Here is a 16,002-nt window from a genome sequence, read left to right on the forward strand (position 1 = left end):
TGCAACAGGGGGTTTGACGTATGGGATCGAGTCGACGCTTGCGCAATATCGTCCTCGGGGGGCTGCTGGTGCTGGCCCTGATCGCGACGGGCGTGGCCTTTACCTACCACGAATTCGAGCAAAGTCAGTATCGCGACCGTGTTGCCCTGGCCAGCGAGATGCAGCTGCTTTCGCAGCGATTGGCGACGGGTACTCTGGAAGCGGCCGGGGGCTCCGAACAGGCGATTACCGATATCACGGAGTTGCGTAATCGCTTCGACGACCAGCTCGAGCGCCTGCGCGATGGTGGCGACGGCCTGCTGCCGCTGCCGGAGGCGGTCTCCAGTGAGCTCGCGGCCGTCAATCGCGAGTGGTCGCTTTATCGCGACGACGTCACCACCGTCATCGTGGGCTCGGATGATATCGAGCAGGTGACGGAATTCTCCGAGGCGGTGGAGGCCTTCTCGCCGGAGCTGGCACGCCTGTCCGATGACGTCGTGCGGCGCATGGTCCAGATTGGGGAATCGCCGGAGCAGATCTATGTGGCCTCGCGCCAGACGATGCTGATTCAGCGTATCGCCAACAACCTCAACCAGGTGTTGCAGGGTGGTGCGGCCGCGGCCACCGCGATCGAGCGCTTCGAGCGTGATGCCACGCTGTACGGGCGTGTGCTCGACGGCCTGATCGAGGGCTTCGAGCCCCTGGGCATCGAGCGTGTTAACGATGCCGAGACCCAGCGCACTCTGCAGGAGATCGCGACCCTGTTCATCGCCTTCAGCGAGGCGGTCGAAGGGGTGCTGGATACCTCGTCGCAGATTTTCGAGATCAACGCTGCGGCCTCGGCCGTCGAGGCCCGCTCGGGGGCAATGCTGGACGTGACCGGTGGCCTGGAAGTCGCCCTGAACCGGGAGGCCGAACAGGCGGGTGTGATCGCCCTGGTCGGCTTCGCCCTGGGTGGCCTGGCGCTGTTGCTGCTGATCGCGATGGGCCTGTTCCTCTATCGCGACACCAAGCGCGAACTGGCCGAGACCGAGGCGCAGAATGAACGTAACCAGCAGGCGATCCTGCGCCTGCTCGACGAGATGATGAACCTCGCCGACGGGGATCTCACCGTCAACGCGACCGTGACCGAGGACTTCACTGGCGCGATCGCGGACTCGATGAACTACGCGATCGAGAACCTGCGAACGCTGGTCGCGACCATCAACACGGTGGCGGCGGATATCAGCGAATCCTCGGCCGCCACCCGCTCGCAGGTGCTCGGGCTGGCCGAGAAGTCCGAGGAACAGGCCCGCGAGATCCAGCAGGCGAACGACGCGATCGACGAGGTGAGCCATTCGGTCGACAAAGTCGCGCAGGATGCCGGGCAGTCGGCCCAGGTGGCACGAAACTCCGTGGAAATCGCGTCCAAGGGGGCGGCCACGGTGCGCCGCTCGATCGAGGGGATGGACACTATCCGCGAGCAGATCCAGGAGACCGCGAAACGGATCAAGCGCCTGGGCGAATCCTCGCAGGAGATCGGCGACATCATCGGGCTGATCAATGACATCGCTGAACAGACCAACGTGCTTGCGTTGAACGCGGCGATCCAGGCATCCGCCGCAGGCGAGGCGGGCCGCGGGTTCGCGGTGGTGGCGGACGAGGTCCAGCGCCTCGCGGAACGCTCCTCCGGGGCGACCCGTCAGGTCGAGGGTCTGGTCAAAGCGATCCAGGCGGATACCAGCGAGGCGGTCTCGTCGATGGAACAAAGTACCGCCAACGTGGTGTCCGGGGCCGAGATGGCCCAGGCAGCGGGCGAGGCGCTGGCCGAGATCGAGCAGGTCTCTGCCGATCTGGCGGACCTGATCGACGGTATCGCGAACTCGGCGCGCCAGCAGTCCGAGATGGCGCGCAACGTGACCTCGATCATGGGCCAGATCCGCGAGATCACCTCGGAGACCACCCAGGGCACCCAGTCCACCGCGGCCGCCATCGGCGACCTGGCGCAACTGTCCGCGCAGCTCCAGTCCTCGGTGTCGGACTTCAAGCTCCCCGACCCGACGCTACCCGAGCCTGGCGAGGCTGCCGCCGAGCCCGATGCGTCGTCCGAGGAAACCGTCCCGAACGAGCAGCGCGCCTGACGCCGGGCCGCAGATATGGCACCCAGCGCACTGAATTGGGTCCGCGACGAACTCGACAAGCTCTTTGTCGAGCTCCAGGACGCCCTGCGTCGTTATGCCGAGGACCCCGCCTGTGGCGAGTGTCTGGAGGAGGCCCGCGCGGGACTGGAGCAGATTCGCGGCACTCTGACCATGGTGCAGGTCGAGAGCGTGGTCCTGATCTGCGACGAGATGTTGCAGGTGATGGATCTGCAGCAGGGGGCCGAGCCGCCCAGCCCGGAGGCAACCGAGGCGCTCTTGCGTGCCGCGCTGCAGTTGCCCGACTACCTTGAGCAGGAGGGCGACTCGGAACTGCCTTCGCCGATGATCCTGGTCCCGCTGCTCAACGAGCTGCGGGCAGCGCGGGGCGCCACCTTGCTGATGGACGTCGCGGCCCTGATGCCGGATCTGCAGGCGGTGGACGACGGTCGCGTTGGGGCCGGTGGCGAGGCGCCACAGCCTCAGGAGCGCGCACGGCGCCTGCAGGAGGCCCGTCGGGGATTTCAGCGCGAGCTTCTCGAGCTGGTCCGCGGTGATGTGACCGCGGCGGCCCGCCGCCTGAAGCCCGTTGCACAGCAGATCGAGGAAATGGTCCCGCCCGGGGATCTCCGGCGCCTGTTCTGGATTACCGGTGGCATCCTGGAGTCGCTCGCCGACGAGGGCCTCGAGGCCGGTACCGACATTCGCCGCCTGATCGGGCGCGTGGACCGCGAGCTCGGGCGCTACCTTGGCATCCTCAGCGAGCACTGCGAGTCGCACGACGATGGCTCGGAGCCCGATCACGCCATTCCGGATGACCTGATCAAGACCTTGCTGTTCCACATTGCGGGGTCAAGCTCCGATGGCGAGCAGGCGCGCGCGGTGCGCGAGGTGTTCGGTCTGCACGCGTTGCAAGGCGACGACGGCGGAGGGGTCGGCCAGGCGGTTTATCAGAATCTGCGCGCCGCCCTGGAAGATGACCTGGCCGAGGTGCGAGAGCGCCTGGATGTGCTGATGCGCTCGGAACAGCGCGGCCACGAGGAGCTGGCCAGTCTGAGCGAACAGGTCGAGCGTATCGGCTCGACCCTGAGCCTGCTCGGCCTGGAGGCGGGGCAGCGCCACACCGATGCCCTGACAGAGACCCTGACGCCGGAGCGGGCCGGGCACTCCGATGAACAGGTCGACATGGAGTTGGCCGAGCATCTCCTGGCGCTGGAGTCGCTGCTCGAATCGGGCCTGCGTCGGCGCGCGGCCAGCGGCCCGCGTGCCGACTTCGATCGCCATCTGGCCGCGGCGGTCTACCAGGAGGCCCTGGTGGACGTGCGGCGTGTGCGCGATACCTTGCTTGGGTACCTCTCCGGGGAAGGCGCGGATAACGGGTTGCGCGAGGCCCGCGGTGCGCTGGAGCGGGTCGACGGTGCGATGTCGATCGGTGGTTTCGAGGCCCTGCAGGCCCTGTTGCAGCCGTTGATCCGCTATCTGGAGGCTCGTGCTGACGCCGGGCTGGCGGCACGGGACCTGGGTGAGGACGAGGTCGGGGCGCTGGCGGAGGTGTTGAGCTCGATCGAGCTGGCGCTGGAGTCCTCCGGGCAGCCCTGGCGCGAGCTGGATAGTGTCCATGAGCGGGGTGTGGCCGCACTGCAGCGTCTGGGCGCGATCTCCGGTGGCGATGCGGTCGAGCGCCCTGTTTCGCTTACCGATGTGTCCCTGGGTGCAAGCGGGGAAGAGCTTTCACCGGATGACGATGTTGAGGAGGTCACGGGGCAGGAAGAGCCGCTGGCCGTTTTTGCTGAGGCCGAGGAGGATATTCCCGAGCCGGCGGCAGTATCCGAAGCCGCTCCGGCCCCGCCGGTGCATGTCTCGAGTGCAGAACGTTTGCACTACGACGAGTCCGTGTTGTCCTCGCAGGTTCGGGGGCCGGATATCGATCCCGAGATTCTCGATATCTTCCTCGAGGAGGCCGACGAGGAGATCGAAAGCCTCGGCGAGCAGTTCCCGCGCTGGCAGGCCGCGCCCTCCGACATGGATGCCCTGACGGTGATCCGTCGTTCCTTCCATACGCTCAAGGGTTCCGGTCGCCTGGCGGGGGCCTTGCGTCTGGGGGAATTCGCCTGGGTCGTGGAGTCATTCCTGAATCGCCTGCTGGAAGGCGGGCAAGAGGCGGACTTCGCGACCATCCAGGCACTTGAGGATGCAATTGCGGTCCTGCCGGGCCTGGTGGCAGAAGTCCGTGACGATACCGGCCCGGATACCCCGGTACTGGATATCGCGTTGCGCCTGCAGGCACTGCTGTCCGGCGAGATGGAGCCGGCGGAGGAATCCGCCGAGATGCCGGCCGGTGCCGAGGACGATTTTGCCGAGCTCGCGCGCAGCATGGAGGCCCTGGACTCTGCTGGCTCTGCCGAACCCGAATGGCCGGCAGCCCCCATTCTGGAGGCCCCGGAAGAAGAACTGGAGTCGGCGGAGCCGCTCGACCTGGATTCACAGGAGCTGGGGGTGTCGCTGGACGGGCCCGAGGCCGAGCTCGAGTCGGGTGTCCCCGTGGAGCCCGCGCTGGAAACGAACGACGAAACGCTCGAGTTGCCCGAGGACGCGGGTACTGACCCGCAACTCTGGCAGGTGTTCTCGGCCGAGGCCCGTACCCATCTGGCTACCCTTCGCGAATGGATCGACGCGTCCGGGAACCGGCCCGACAGGGTGCCGAATCACGAGCTCGAACGTGCACTGCATACCCTGAACGGTAGTGCCCGAACGGCCGATATCCGCGGCATCTACGCCGTTTGCGGGCCGTTCGAGCGCATCGTGCGCATCCATCGCGAGATGGAGTGGCCTCTGGCGGCGCGAGCTCAGACTCTGCTCGCCGAACTCGAGCGCTACGTGGCAGATGCAGTGGCCGACGAGCACCCTGACCCGGTCAAGACGGAGGCACCACCCGAGTGGTCGCCCGAGGTCTACGAGCTCCTCGACCATGCGACCGCCGAGCAGTTGCTGCGTGCTGCCGACGAGGATGCCGCCGAGCAGGTCTCCGAGCCGCCACAGTCGGATGGGCTCGGATCGGCGCTCGAGCCACCGCAACCGGATGTCGAGTCCGCGACGCCTTTGACGCCCGAGCCAGCGGAGGCCGAAGCGGTGGGCGCCGAGCCCGACGACGCCGGGCTGGCGGGCGAGCCGGATGCCGGGCTGGAGGTGGAGCCGGAGGAAGAGATCGATCCGGAGTTCGCCGAGGTATTCATCGAAGAGGCCCGCGATATCCTGGAGGCCGCGTTCGCGGCCCTGGCATCGTGGCGCGAGGCCGGCGGCCGTCCGGGGCCGGATCAGAATGCCTTCCAGCGCGAGGTGCATACGCTGAAGGGCAGTGCCCGGATGGCTGGTTTCGAGGTGGTAGGGGCGATTGCCCATGCCCTGGAAAGTGCCTTGGGCGTGGAGACCGAGACCGGACTGGAGCCCCGAGAAGGATTCTTCCGGCTGGTCGAGCGCGCATTGACCGATGTCCAGCACCTGGTCGAGCGCGGGGTCGGTAGCTGGCAGACGAACGAAGAGGCCAGCGAGACCCTGCCGGCGTTGCGCGAGTGGGCATCCGGTGGCGGCGAAGAGTTCGAGAGCCAGCCGGCCGCCCGCAGTGAGGTCGAGGAGATCGAACCCGCGGCCCTCCTGGCGGACGACGAGTCGGAGACGGTCGCGCACCCCGTGCCGATGGAGGCGCGCCGTATCCAGGACCAGGTGCGCATGGATGCCGAGGTGCTGGATGCGCTGGTCAATCATGCCGGCGAGCTTGCGACCTTTCATCGTCGCTTCGAGCAAACCGTGGGTCGCGTCGAAGGTCAGGTCGATGAACTGGAGCGGACGATCGCTCGCTTGCGCGAGCAGCTGCGCAAGCTCGAGATCGAGACCGAGGCGCAGATTCTGTTCCGGGTCGAGAAGGAGAGCGGTGACGAGGCGGTGGATTTCGATCCGCTGGAGATGGACCGCTATTCCGGGATCCAGCAGCTCTCGCGTGCGCTGGCCGAGAGTGTCAGTGACCTTGAGGCCCTGAAGCAGGACGTGGGTGACGAGCTACAGAATGCCGGCGGCATCCTGCTGCAGCAGCGTCGCGTGGGGACCGATCTCCAGGATCAGCTGATGCGCCAGCGCATGGTGCGGTTCGCACGTATGGCCCCGCGCCTGCGGCGCGTGGTACGCCAGGCCGGCGACGACATGGGCAAGTCGGTCCGTGTGGAGTTTTCCGGGCAGGGGGCCGAGCTCGACCGCGCATTGCTGGAACGGCTGGTCGCCCCGCTTGAGCACCTGCTGCGCAATGCGATTGCGCACGGGATCGAGGACAGCGACGCGCGGCGCGCGGCCGGCAAGTCGGAAACGGGCCAGATCGGGGTGTCGCTCGAACAGTCAGGCAGCGAGATCCGCCTGCAAGTGACGGACGATGGCGCCGGGATTGATGCCCATGCCATCCGCACGCGAGCCGTGGAGCGCGGGCTGCTGGCCTCCGATGCCGAGATTACCGATGCCCAGGCCCTGCAATTGATCCTGCAGTCCGGGTTCTCCACCGCCGCGGAGGTGTCGCAGGTGGCCGGTCGCGGGGTGGGGTTGGACGTGGTGAACAGCGACGTCAAGCAGCTGGGCGGCACGCTGGAGATCGAATCCACGCCCGGACGAGGCTCGCGCTTTACCATGCGGTTGCCGTTTACGCTGGCGATCTCGCAGGCATTGCTGGTTCAGGTGGGCGAGGAGACCTTCGCCGTGCCCATGGCGTCCGTGGAGGGCGTCGTGCGGGCGCATGCGGACGAGGTCGTGGCCAGCGGCGACGGGCATGTGAGCTATCCTTACGCGGGTCAGGACTATGCCGTGCGGGCCCTGGGTGACCTGATGGGGATCGAGACGCAGGCCAGCGCCAGCCATCTGCCGGACCACGCGTTCCCGCTGTTGCTGGTGCGCGCTGACGATCAGCGCGTGGCGCTGCGGATCGACGGGTTGCTGGGAAGCCAGGAAGTGGTCGTGAAATCGGTAGGCCCGGTCTTGAGCCGCATCCCGGGGGTCGCTGGTGCCACCCTGCAGGGCGATGGCTCGGTCATGCTGATCCTCGACTTGAGCATGCTGGTGCGTTTCGCGGCGGCTACGGCGGGCACCGTCGACACGGGTATGCCGGCGGAGATTGCCGGCGCCCCACGCGTCATGGTCGTGGATGACTCGATCACCATCCGCAAGGTCACCGCGCGTCTGCTCGCCCGCCATGGGTACGATGTGGTCACGGCCCGCGACGGTCTCGATGCCGTGACGATGCTGGAGGAGCGGCGACCGCAGCTGATCCTGCTGGATGTGGAGATGCCGCGTATGGACGGCTTCGAGTTCGCCGCCCATGTCCGCGACCATCCGGAGCTGAGCCAGGTGCCGATTATCATGATCACATCGCGCAGTGGCACGAAGCATCGCGAGCGGGCCTCGCGGCTGGGCGTCAATGGCTATCTGGGCAAGCCGTACCTGGAGAATGACCTGCTGGACGAAATCCGGCGTCATCTTGAGGAGGTCGTCGCATGAGTGAAGAGACCCGCGCGCCGTCGGTCGAGTCGGTGATTGTGCAGCTGGACACCGGGTCCATCCTGTTGCCGCGTAGTGCCTTTCTCGAGGTCACCACCCGGGCAGGTGCCGTGCAGACTGATCACGAGCACGCGGACATCCCCTGGCTGGAGCCCACGCTGATCTGGCAGGACGTCCAGGTGCCCGTGGTCAATGTTCACCGACTGTTGTATCCCGAACACCCAACCGAGGATGCGCAGCGTCGGTTCACCCGTCTGCTGGTCATGCAGGCCATTACCCAGCCGGAGCGGCTGCCGTTTTATGCGCTGGAGGTGCGCGGCACGCCACATCCGGTGCGCATCACGCCGCAAAACATCTATGCCGTCGATGAGGCGGATGCCTCTCCGTGGGCGTGGCGGGTAAAGGCGTCGGGAGTGACCAGTCACCTGCTGCGACTTGATGCGATCGAGGATCGCTTGCTCGAGCTCTCGCAGCCGGAAACGGCATAGGCCGACGGCCTCGAACGTCAGGTGAGGGCCGCCCCACCGTCGAGATCCCCGAGCTTCCATTGCACCAGGGTCAAAAGGCTGATCGCGGCCGTCTCCGTGCGCAGGGTGCGGGGGCCCATGGAGACGGATTGAAACCCCGCCTTGCGCGTCTGGAGGCGTTCCTCGTCAGTTAGCCCCCCCTCGGGTCCGATCAGTATCCGTACCCGTCCGGACGTGCCCCCCTTCCCGAACGCGTCGAGTGCCCCGGACAGGGGCGGGCCCTGTTCGTCCGCGACCAGGTCGAGGCCGGGTGAGCTGGCGCCCAGCGCGTCGTCCAGTGTGGCTGGTGGTGCCAGAAGCGGTAGCTCGTTACGGCCGCATTGTTCGGCGGCGGCCTGGATGATCCCGGCCCAGTGGGCATGGCGCTTGTCCAGTCCCCGATGGGCTGCGGCCGAACGGCTGCGTTCGCAGAGCACGGGCCGGATCATGCTGACACCCAGCTCCACCGCCTTCTGGACCGCCAGATCCATATGGTCTCCCCGGGCAATGCCCTGGAGCAGCTCAATGGGGCGTGCGGGTGTGGTGGCGGCGGCGGCGCGCTCGCCCAGGTGGAAGGTGCCGGTGCGCCGTCCGGTGATATCCAGACGGGCGTGGAATTCGTTGCCCTGACCGTCGAACACCCGGCAGGCAGCATGGTTCTTGAGACGCAGGACATTGGTGGCGTAGTGCAGCCGGTCCTGCGACGCGGGAATAGACTGCCCCGCGGCCAGATCCGTGTCGTTGATCAGCAGCCGGGGGCAGCGCATCGGGTGTTACCGACGGTTGTCCAGGTCCAGGTTCTTCCAGATGGTCTCGGTCGGACCGGCCTGGTTCATGGAGTAGAAGTGGATCCCCGGGGCGCCCTTGTCGAGGACGTCGTCGGTCAGGCGCGTGGCGACCTCGATGCCAAACTTGCGGATCGACTCCTTGTCGTCACCGTAGGCCTCCATCCGCTTGCGGATGTAACGGGGGATCTCGGCGCCGCACATCTCGGAGAAGCGCACGATCTGGGTGTAGTTGGTGATCGGCATGATCCCGACAATGATCGGGATGGTGATGCCCATCTTCTCCACCCGTTCCATGAAGGCCTCGTAGGCGTCCACGTTGTAGAAATACTGGGTGATCGCGGCGTCCGCGCCGGCGTCGACCTTGGTCTTGAAGTTCTCCAGGTCTTTCTCGGCGTTCGGGGCCTGAGGATGGAACTCCGGATAGGCCGCGACCTCGATCTTGAACTGGTCGCCGAACTCGGCGCGCACGAACTCCACGAGCTCGGAGGCATAGCGGAAGTCGCCGCCGGAGTTCTTGGTGCCGGACGGCAGGTCGCCGCGCAGTGCGACAATGCGGTTAACGCCGATGTCGCGGTAGGTCGACAGCAGCTCGTGCAGCTCGCCCTTGGTCGAGGAGATGCAGGAGACGTGAGGGGCGGCCGGGATGCCGTCGTTGTCGATGATGTCCCGGACCGTCTCCAGGGTGCGGTCGCGGGTCGAGCCGCCGGCGCCGAAGGTGACGGAATAGAACTCGGGATTCAGTGCGCCCAGGCGCTTGCGGGCCTTGGCCAGTCGTTCGGCCCCGGCCTCGTCCTTGGGCGGGAAAAACTCAACGCTGAAGACGCGTTTTTGGGTAGACATGTTTGTCCTCCAGACAAAAAGAAGGCGGACCGCACGAACATGCGGCCCGCCTCGGCGTTCACATTAGCAACGAATTGAAATGTGAGGCTGGCCGATCAGTAGCGGTAGTGTTCCGGCTTGAACGGGCCATCCACCGACATACCCAGGTACGCCGCCTGATCGTCGGTAAGACGGGTCAGGTTGGCGCCCAGCTTGAACAGGTGCAGCTGTGCGACCTTCTCGTCCAGGTGCTTCGGCAGCACGAAGACGTTCTTGTCGTACTGGTCACCCTTCGTCCACAGCTCGATCTGGGCCAGGGTCTGGTTGGTGAAGGAGTTGGACATCACGAAGCTCGGATGACCGGTGCCGCAGCCCAGGTTCACCAGACGGCCTTCGGCCAGCATGATGATCCGGTTGCCGTTCGGCAGGATGATGTGGTCAACCTGCGGCTTGATGTTCTCCCACTCGTACTTGCGCATCGCGGCCACGGCGATCTCGGAGTCGAAGTGGCCGATGTTGCAGACGATGGCCTGGTTCTTCATGCGGGTCATGTGATCTTCGGTGATCACGTCCTTGTTACCGGTGGCGGTAACGAAGATCTCGGCCTTGTCGGCCGCGTCTTCCATCGTGACCACGCGGAAACCTTCCATGGCGGCCTGCAGGGCGCAGATCGGGTCGATCTCGGTGACCCACACGGTGGCACCCAGGCCGGCCAGCGACTGAGCCGCACCCTTGCCGACGTCACCGTAGCCACAGACCACGGCGATCTTGCCCGCGATCATCACGTCGGTGGCGCGCTTGATGGAGTCCACGGTGGACTCGCGGCAGCCGTACAGGTTGTCGAACTTGGACTTGGTGACCGAGTCGTTGACGTTGATCGCCGGGAAGGCCAGCTCGCCGTCCTTTGCCATCTGGTACAGGCGATGGACACCGGTGGTGGTCTCTTCGGTCACGCCCTTGATCTTGGCGAGCTGCTCGGAGTACCAGGTCGGCTGCTTGGCCAGGCGATCCTTGATCGAGGCAAACAGGGCGACTTCTTCTTCGTTCTCCGGGTTGGAGATGACGGACTGGTCCTTCTCGGCCTTGGCGCCGATGTGCAGGAGCAGCGTGGCGTCACCGCCGTCGTCCAGGATCATGTTGGCGCCGCCGTCGAATTCGAAGATGCGGTGGCAGTAGTCCCAGTACTCTTCCAGGGTCTCGCCCTTCACGGCGAAGACCGGGGTGCCGTTGTCGGCGATCGCGGCCGCGGCGTGGTCCTGGGTGGAGTAGATGTTGCAGGAGGCCCAGCGTACGTCCGCACCCAGGGCTTCCAGGGTCTGGATCAGAACCGCGGTCTGGATCGTCATGTGCAGGGAGCCTGCAATCTTGGCGCCCTTCAGCGGCTTGGAGGCCGCGAATTCTTCGCGGGTCTGGATCAGACCGGGCATTTCGGTCTCGGCGATCGCAATTTCCTTGCGGCCGAACTCGGCAAGGTTGATGTCCTTGACGACGTAATCGGTGGTTTTCTTGTCGTTCATCACAGCATTCATGGATCAACTTCTCCGGTTATCTGGATGAGCGCCGTGTTCACGTTTCAGGGGGGGCATCCGGCTGAGCCTGACGGTTAAACCGCTGCAGCGCTCCTCAGCCGGATGGGTATTTCGCTTACAAAATGTCGGGTGCTTTTAGAGGCCCGCCATCTTCTTAAGTTCCTCGGCCTTGTCGGTACGCTCCCAGGGGAGGTCGACGTCTTCGCGGCCGAAGTGACCATAGGCGGCGGTCGCCTTGTAGATCGGGCGCAGCAGATCCATCATCTGGATCAGGCCCCACGGGCGCAGATCAAACACTTCGCGCACGAAGCCTTCGATCTTGCGATCGTCGACCTTGCCAGTGCCGAAGGTGTCGACGGTGATCGAGGTCGGCTCGGCCACGCCGATGGCGTAGGAGACCTGGATCTCGCACTTGTCGGCCAGGCCGGCGGCGACGATGTTCTTGGCCACGTAGCGGCCGGCGTAGGCAGCGGAACGGTCCACCTTGGACGGGTCCTTGCCGGAGAACGCGCCACCACCGTGACGGGCCATGCCGCCGTAGGTGTCAACAATGATCTTGCGGCCGGTCAGACCGGCGTCACCCACCGGGCCCCCGATCTCGAACTTGCCGGTCGGGTTGATGTGGATCTTGTCGTCGGAGACCTGGCTCAGCCATTCGTTCGGCAGCACCTTCTTGAAGATCTCTTCGTAGATCGCTTCCTGCAGATCCTTCTGCGAGATGTCCGGGCTGTGCTGGGTGGACAGGACCACCGCGTCCAGGCCGGCCGGCTTGCCGTCTTCGTAGCGCAGCGAGACCTGGGACTTGGCGTCCGGGCGCAGCCACGGCAGCTTGCCGCTCTTCATCAGTTCGGACTGGATACGCACCATCTTGTGGGCGTAGAAGATCGGGGCGGGCATCAGCGTATCGGTTTCGCGCGCGGCGTAGCCGAACATCAGGCCCTGGTCACCGGCACCCTGGGTGGCGCGGTCGGAGACGTCGCGGTCCACGCCCATGGCGATGTCCTGGGACTGTTCACCCAGCACGTTCAGCACGGCGCAGGTCTTGCCGTCGAAGCCGACGTCGGAATCGTTGTAGCCGATCTCGCAGACGGTCTCGCGCACCAGGCGCTCGTAATCGATCTGCGCGCCGGTGGTGATCTCGCCCAGCAGCATGACCATGCCGGTCTTGGTGGCGGTCTCGCAGGCGATACGCGCATGCGGATCCTGCTCGATGATGGCGTCGACGATGGTGTCGGAGACCAGGTCGGCCATCTTGTCGGGATGGCCCGCGGAAACCGATTCCGAGGTGAAGATGTAATCGTTGGACATTAGGCGTTCCTTTGTGGGTCGTTTCGATTTAGTTTTGCGCAAAACGACCAGTACTGTAACGCAACTCGACGAGATTTTCTAAGCCCCCCTCCCGGTGTTTGTGGGGCCCCGGGCCGCACGAATCCCGTTGAGACCGCGTTCTGGTGCGCCCTGGCGCCGACTTGCCCCGATCGCGGAAAGTGGCCAAAATGCATCGCCTTTGCTGGGGCTGCTCGGGCCATTCCGTGTCTTTGAGCGCCGGCAGGATCTGTGTGCCCTCGATCGGTCGACCTGTCCGGGTCTGGCCGCCGCTGGTGCCCCGCGCCGCTGATCGCCGCCAGCCGAACCCAAACACTATTTCGAAAGAGCAGGAGTTCAGCATGCCGACCCGTAGAGAGCTTGCCAATGCCATTCGCGCCCTGTCGATGGATGCCGTCCAGAAGGCCAATTCCGGCCACCCGGGCGCGCCGATGGGGATGGCGGACATCGCCGAAGTGCTGTGGAACGACTACATGCAGCACAACCCGGGCAACCCGCACTGGCCCGACCGCGACCGCTTCGTGATGTCCAACGGCCACGGCTCCATGCTGGTCTACTCGCTGCTGCACCTGACCGGCTACGACCTGCCGATGGACGAGCTCAAGCAGTTCCGTCAGCTGCACTCCAAGACCCCGGGCCACCCGGAGTACGGCTACACCGCGGGTGTGGAGACCACCACCGGTCCGCTGGGCCAGGGGATCTCCAACGCGGTGGGCATGGCGCTGGCCGAGAAGATGATGGCTGCGCACTTCAACCAGCCCGGGCACGACATCGTCGACCACAACACCTACGCCTTCCTCGGCGACGGCTGCATGATGGAAGGGATCTCCCACGAGACCTGCGCGCTGGCTGGCACCCTGGGCCTGGGCAAGCTGGTCGCCTTCTGGGATGACAACGGCATCTCCATCGACGGCGAAGTGGAAGGCTGGTTCACCGACGACACCCCGGGCCGCTTCGAGGCCTATGGCTGGCACGTCGTGCGTGGCGTCGATGGTCACGACGCCGATGCGGTCAAGGCCGCGATCGAAGAGGCGCGCAAGGAAACCGGCAAACCGAGCCTGATCTGCTGCCGCACCGTGATCGGCTTTGGTTCGCCGAACAAGTCCGGCAAGGAAGAGTGCCACGGCGCCGCCCTGGGTGACGACGAAATCGCGCTGACCCGCAAGGAACTGGGCTGGAACCACGCCCCGTTCGAGATCCCGAACGACATCTACGAAGGCTGGAGCGCGAAGGACAAGGGTGCCAAGGCCGAGGCCGAGTGGAAGGAGCGCTTTGCCGCGTACAAGCAGGCGCATCCGGAACTGGCCGCCGAGTTCGAACGCCGTATGGCCGGTGACCTGCCGTCCGACTGGAGCGAAAAGGCCAACGCCTACATCAAGGAAACTGTCGAGAAGGCCGAGAAGGTCGCCTCGCGCAAGGCCTCGCAGAACGCGATCGCCGGCATGGCCCCGGCCGTCCCGGAGCTGCTGGGCGGCTCCGCCGACCTGGCCGGCTCCAACCTGACCATGTATTCCGGCTCCAAGGGCGTCAGCAAGGACGATGCCGCGGGCAACTACGTCTACTACGGCGTGCGCGAGTTCGGCATGGCCGCGATCATGAACGGCATCGCCCTGCACGGCGGCTTTATCCCGTACGGCGGTACCTTCCTGATCTTCTCCGACTATGCCCGTAACGGTATCCGCATGTCCGCGCTGATGAAGCAGCGCGTGATGTATGTCCTGACCCATGACTCTATCGGTCTGGGCGAAGACGGCCCGACCCACCAGCCGATCGAGCAGACCCCGAGCCTGCGCCTGATCCCCAACCTGAACGTCTGGCGCCCCTGCGACGCGGTCGAGACCGCCGTCGCCTGGAAGGCCGGCATCGAACGCACCGATGGCCCGTCCGCGTTCATCCTGTCGCGTCAGGGCCTGCCGCACATGGAGCGTGATGGCGAGCAGCTCGCCAATATCGCCCGAGGCGGCTATGTGCTGAAAGACTGCGACGGCACCCCGGACCTGATCTTCATCGCGACCGGCTCCGAGGTCGAGCTGGCAGTGAAGGCGGCCGAGGAGCTCGCCGGCGAGGGCAAGAAGGCACGCGTCGTCTCCATGCCCTGCGTCGAACTGTTCGAGCAGCAGGACCCCGCCTACCGCGAGGCCGTTCTGCCGGCCGCTGTGCGCAAGCGCGTGGCCGTCGAGGCCGGCGCCACCGCGGGCTGGTACAAGTTCACCGGACTGGACGGCGCCGTGTTCGGCATGGATCGCTTCGGCGAGTCGGCCCCGGGTGGCGCCCTGTTCGACTACTTTGGCTTCAAGCCGGAGAACGTCGCCCAGATCGCCCGTGACGTGCTGAACGGCTAAGCTTACGTCCGCATCGATTTCGCATAAGCAAGAAAGAGAGGAGACATCCTATGTCGATCAAGGTTGGTATTAACGGCTTCGGTCGTATCGGCCGCATGGCCTTCCGCGCCATCGCCAAGGACTTCCCGAACCTCCAGGTGGTCGGTATCAACGACCTGCTGGATCCGGAGTACCTGGCCTACATGCTGCGCTACGACTCCGTGCACGGCCGCTTCGAAGGCGACATCAGCGTCGACGGCGACCACCTGGTGGTGAACGGCAACCGCATCCGCCTGACCGCCGAGAAGGACCCGTCCGCGCTGAAGTGGGGCGACATCAACGCCGACATCGTGATCGAGTCCACCGGCCTGTTCCTGACCGCCGAGACCGCCCAGAAGCACCTGGACGCCGGCGCCAAGAAGGTCGTGATGTCCGCGCCGTCCAAGGACGACACCCCGATGTTCGTCTATGGCGTTAACCACGGTGACTACGCGGGCCAGAACATGGTCTCCGCCGCCTCCTGCACCACCAACGCCCTGGCTCCGGTGGCCAAGGTGCTGAATGACACATGGGGCATCAAGCGTGGCCTGATGACCACCGTGCACGCCGCCACCGCGACCCAGAAGACCGTTGACGGCCCGTCCATGAAGGACTGGCGCGGCGGCCGCGGCATCCTGGAGAACATCATCCCGTCGTCCACCGGTGCGGCCAAGGCCGTGGGCAAGGTGCTGCCGGAACTGAACGGCAAGCTGACCGGTATGGCCTTCCGTGTGCCGACCTCCGACGTCTCCGTAGTCGACCTGACCGTGGAACTGAACGGCGACGCCAAGTACGACGACGTCTGCGCGGCCATGAAGAAGGCCTCTGAGGGCGAGCTGAAGGGCGTGCTGGGTTACACCGACGAGCTGGTGGTCTCCACGGACTTCCGTGGCTACACCGCCCCGTCCGTGTTTGACGCCGGCGCCGGCATCCAGCTGGACCCGACCTTCGTGAAGGTCGTCGCCTGGTACGACAACGAGTACGGCTACACCTGCAACATGCTGCGCATGGTGGAGCACGTCGCCAAGTAAGGCCTGACGGCCGGGTCC

At 65.6% G+C, this 16,002-nt stretch carries 9 protein-coding genes and 1 riboswitch; of the genes, 5 read left to right on the top strand and 4 right to left on the bottom strand.

All coding sequences use genetic code 11. The annotated features are described in order from the left end of the window. Window positions 1–20 precede the first annotated feature (20 nt). From G015_RS0103480 to G015_RS0103490, 3 genes are read left to right on the top strand one after another with little or no spacing between them, the layout of a single operon-like run. The gene (locus G015_RS0103480; protein ID WP_038049531.1) at window positions 21–2,099 is read left to right on the top strand and encodes a methyl-accepting chemotaxis protein; all 2,079 of its coding nucleotides are present in this window, start codon (window positions 21–23) and stop codon (window positions 2,097–2,099) included. A 15-nt stretch (window positions 2,100–2,114) separates the two neighbouring features. Next, complete coding sequence (locus G015_RS0103485; RefSeq protein WP_020146162.1) at window positions 2,115–7,625, top strand: Hpt domain-containing protein; 5,511 nt, start codon at window positions 2,115–2,117, stop codon at window positions 7,623–7,625. After that, window positions 7,622–8,113 carry a hypothetical protein gene (locus G015_RS0103490; RefSeq protein ID WP_018138132.1) on the top strand — a complete coding sequence of 164 codons (492 nt, stop codon included), beginning with the start codon at window positions 7,622–7,624 and terminating at the stop codon, window positions 8,111–8,113. The genes G015_RS0103485 and G015_RS0103490 overlap by 4 nt, the downstream gene beginning before the upstream one ends. Before the next feature lie 17 nt (window positions 8,114–8,130). On the opposite strand, the gene G015_RS0103495 is transcribed toward G015_RS0103490, so the two are convergent. The 4 genes from G015_RS0103495 to metK form a co-directional block, all read right to left on the bottom strand. Continuing rightward, entirely contained in the window at window positions 8,131–8,898 is a 768-nt protein-coding gene (locus G015_RS0103495) for a 16S rRNA (uracil(1498)-N(3))-methyltransferase (RefSeq protein ID WP_018138131.1), read from the bottom strand. Window positions 8,899–8,904: 6 nt separating this feature from the next. Beyond that, a complete protein-coding gene (gene metF, locus G015_RS0103500; protein WP_018138130.1) occupies window positions 8,905–9,759 on the bottom strand; it encodes a methylenetetrahydrofolate reductase [NAD(P)H] in 855 nt (284 codons plus the stop codon). Window positions 9,760–9,854: 95 nt separating this feature from the next. After that, entirely contained in the window at window positions 9,855–11,267 is a 1,413-nt protein-coding gene (gene ahcY / locus G015_RS0103505; RefSeq protein WP_018138129.1) for an adenosylhomocysteinase, read from the bottom strand. Between the two features lie 19 nt (window positions 11,268–11,286). Next, window positions 11,287–11,369, bottom strand: a riboswitch (S-adenosyl-L-homocysteine riboswitch). Window positions 11,370–11,402: 33 nt separating this feature from the next. After that, on the bottom strand, window positions 11,403–12,575 hold the full coding sequence (metK, locus tag G015_RS0103510) for a methionine adenosyltransferase (RefSeq protein WP_018138128.1): 1,173 nt from the start codon (window positions 12,573–12,575) through the stop codon (window positions 11,403–11,405). Between the two features lie 359 nt (window positions 12,576–12,934). Here metK and tkt point away from each other — a divergent pair, with 359 nt between their 5' ends. After that, the gene (gene tkt, locus G015_RS0103515; protein WP_018138127.1) at window positions 12,935–14,935 is read left to right on the top strand and encodes a transketolase; all 2,001 of its coding nucleotides are present in this window, start codon (window positions 12,935–12,937) and stop codon (window positions 14,933–14,935) included. Between the two features lie 50 nt (window positions 14,936–14,985). After that, entirely contained in the window at window positions 14,986–15,984 is a 999-nt protein-coding gene (gap, locus tag G015_RS0103520; RefSeq protein ID WP_018138126.1) for a type I glyceraldehyde-3-phosphate dehydrogenase, read from the top strand. Window positions 15,985–16,002: the final 18 nt, after the last annotated feature.

It is taken from the genome of Thioalkalivibrio sp. ALJ15 (assembly GCF_000383695.1).
Taxonomy (GTDB): Bacteria; Pseudomonadota; Gammaproteobacteria; order Ectothiorhodospirales; family Ectothiorhodospiraceae; genus Thioalkalivibrio.

Excerpts from the sequence above, each read along its gene's own strand:
- G015_RS0103480 (WP_038049531.1), top strand. The coding sequence starts at position 21 with ATGGGATCGAGTCGACGCTTGCGCAATATCGTCCTCGGGGGGCTGCTG.
- G015_RS0103485 (WP_020146162.1), top strand. The coding sequence starts at position 2,115 with ATGGCACCCAGCGCACTGAATTGGGTCCGCGACGAACTCGACAAGCTC.
- G015_RS0103490 (WP_018138132.1), top strand. The coding sequence starts at position 7,622 with ATGAGTGAAGAGACCCGCGCGCCGTCGGTCGAGTCGGTGATTGTGCAG.
- G015_RS0103495 (WP_018138131.1), bottom strand. The coding sequence starts at position 8,898 with ATGCGCTGCCCCCGGCTGCTGATCAACGACACGGATCTGGCCGCGGGG.
- metF (WP_018138130.1), bottom strand. The coding sequence starts at position 9,759 with ATGTCTACCCAAAAACGCGTCTTCAGCGTTGAGTTTTTCCCGCCCAAG.
- ahcY (WP_018138129.1), bottom strand. The coding sequence starts at position 11,267 with ATGAATGCTGTGATGAACGACAAGAAAACCACCGATTACGTCGTCAAG.
- metK (WP_018138128.1), bottom strand. The coding sequence starts at position 12,575 with ATGTCCAACGATTACATCTTCACCTCGGAATCGGTTTCCGCGGGCCAT.
- tkt (WP_018138127.1), top strand. The coding sequence starts at position 12,935 with ATGCCGACCCGTAGAGAGCTTGCCAATGCCATTCGCGCCCTGTCGATG.
- gap (WP_018138126.1), top strand. The coding sequence starts at position 14,986 with ATGTCGATCAAGGTTGGTATTAACGGCTTCGGTCGTATCGGCCGCATG.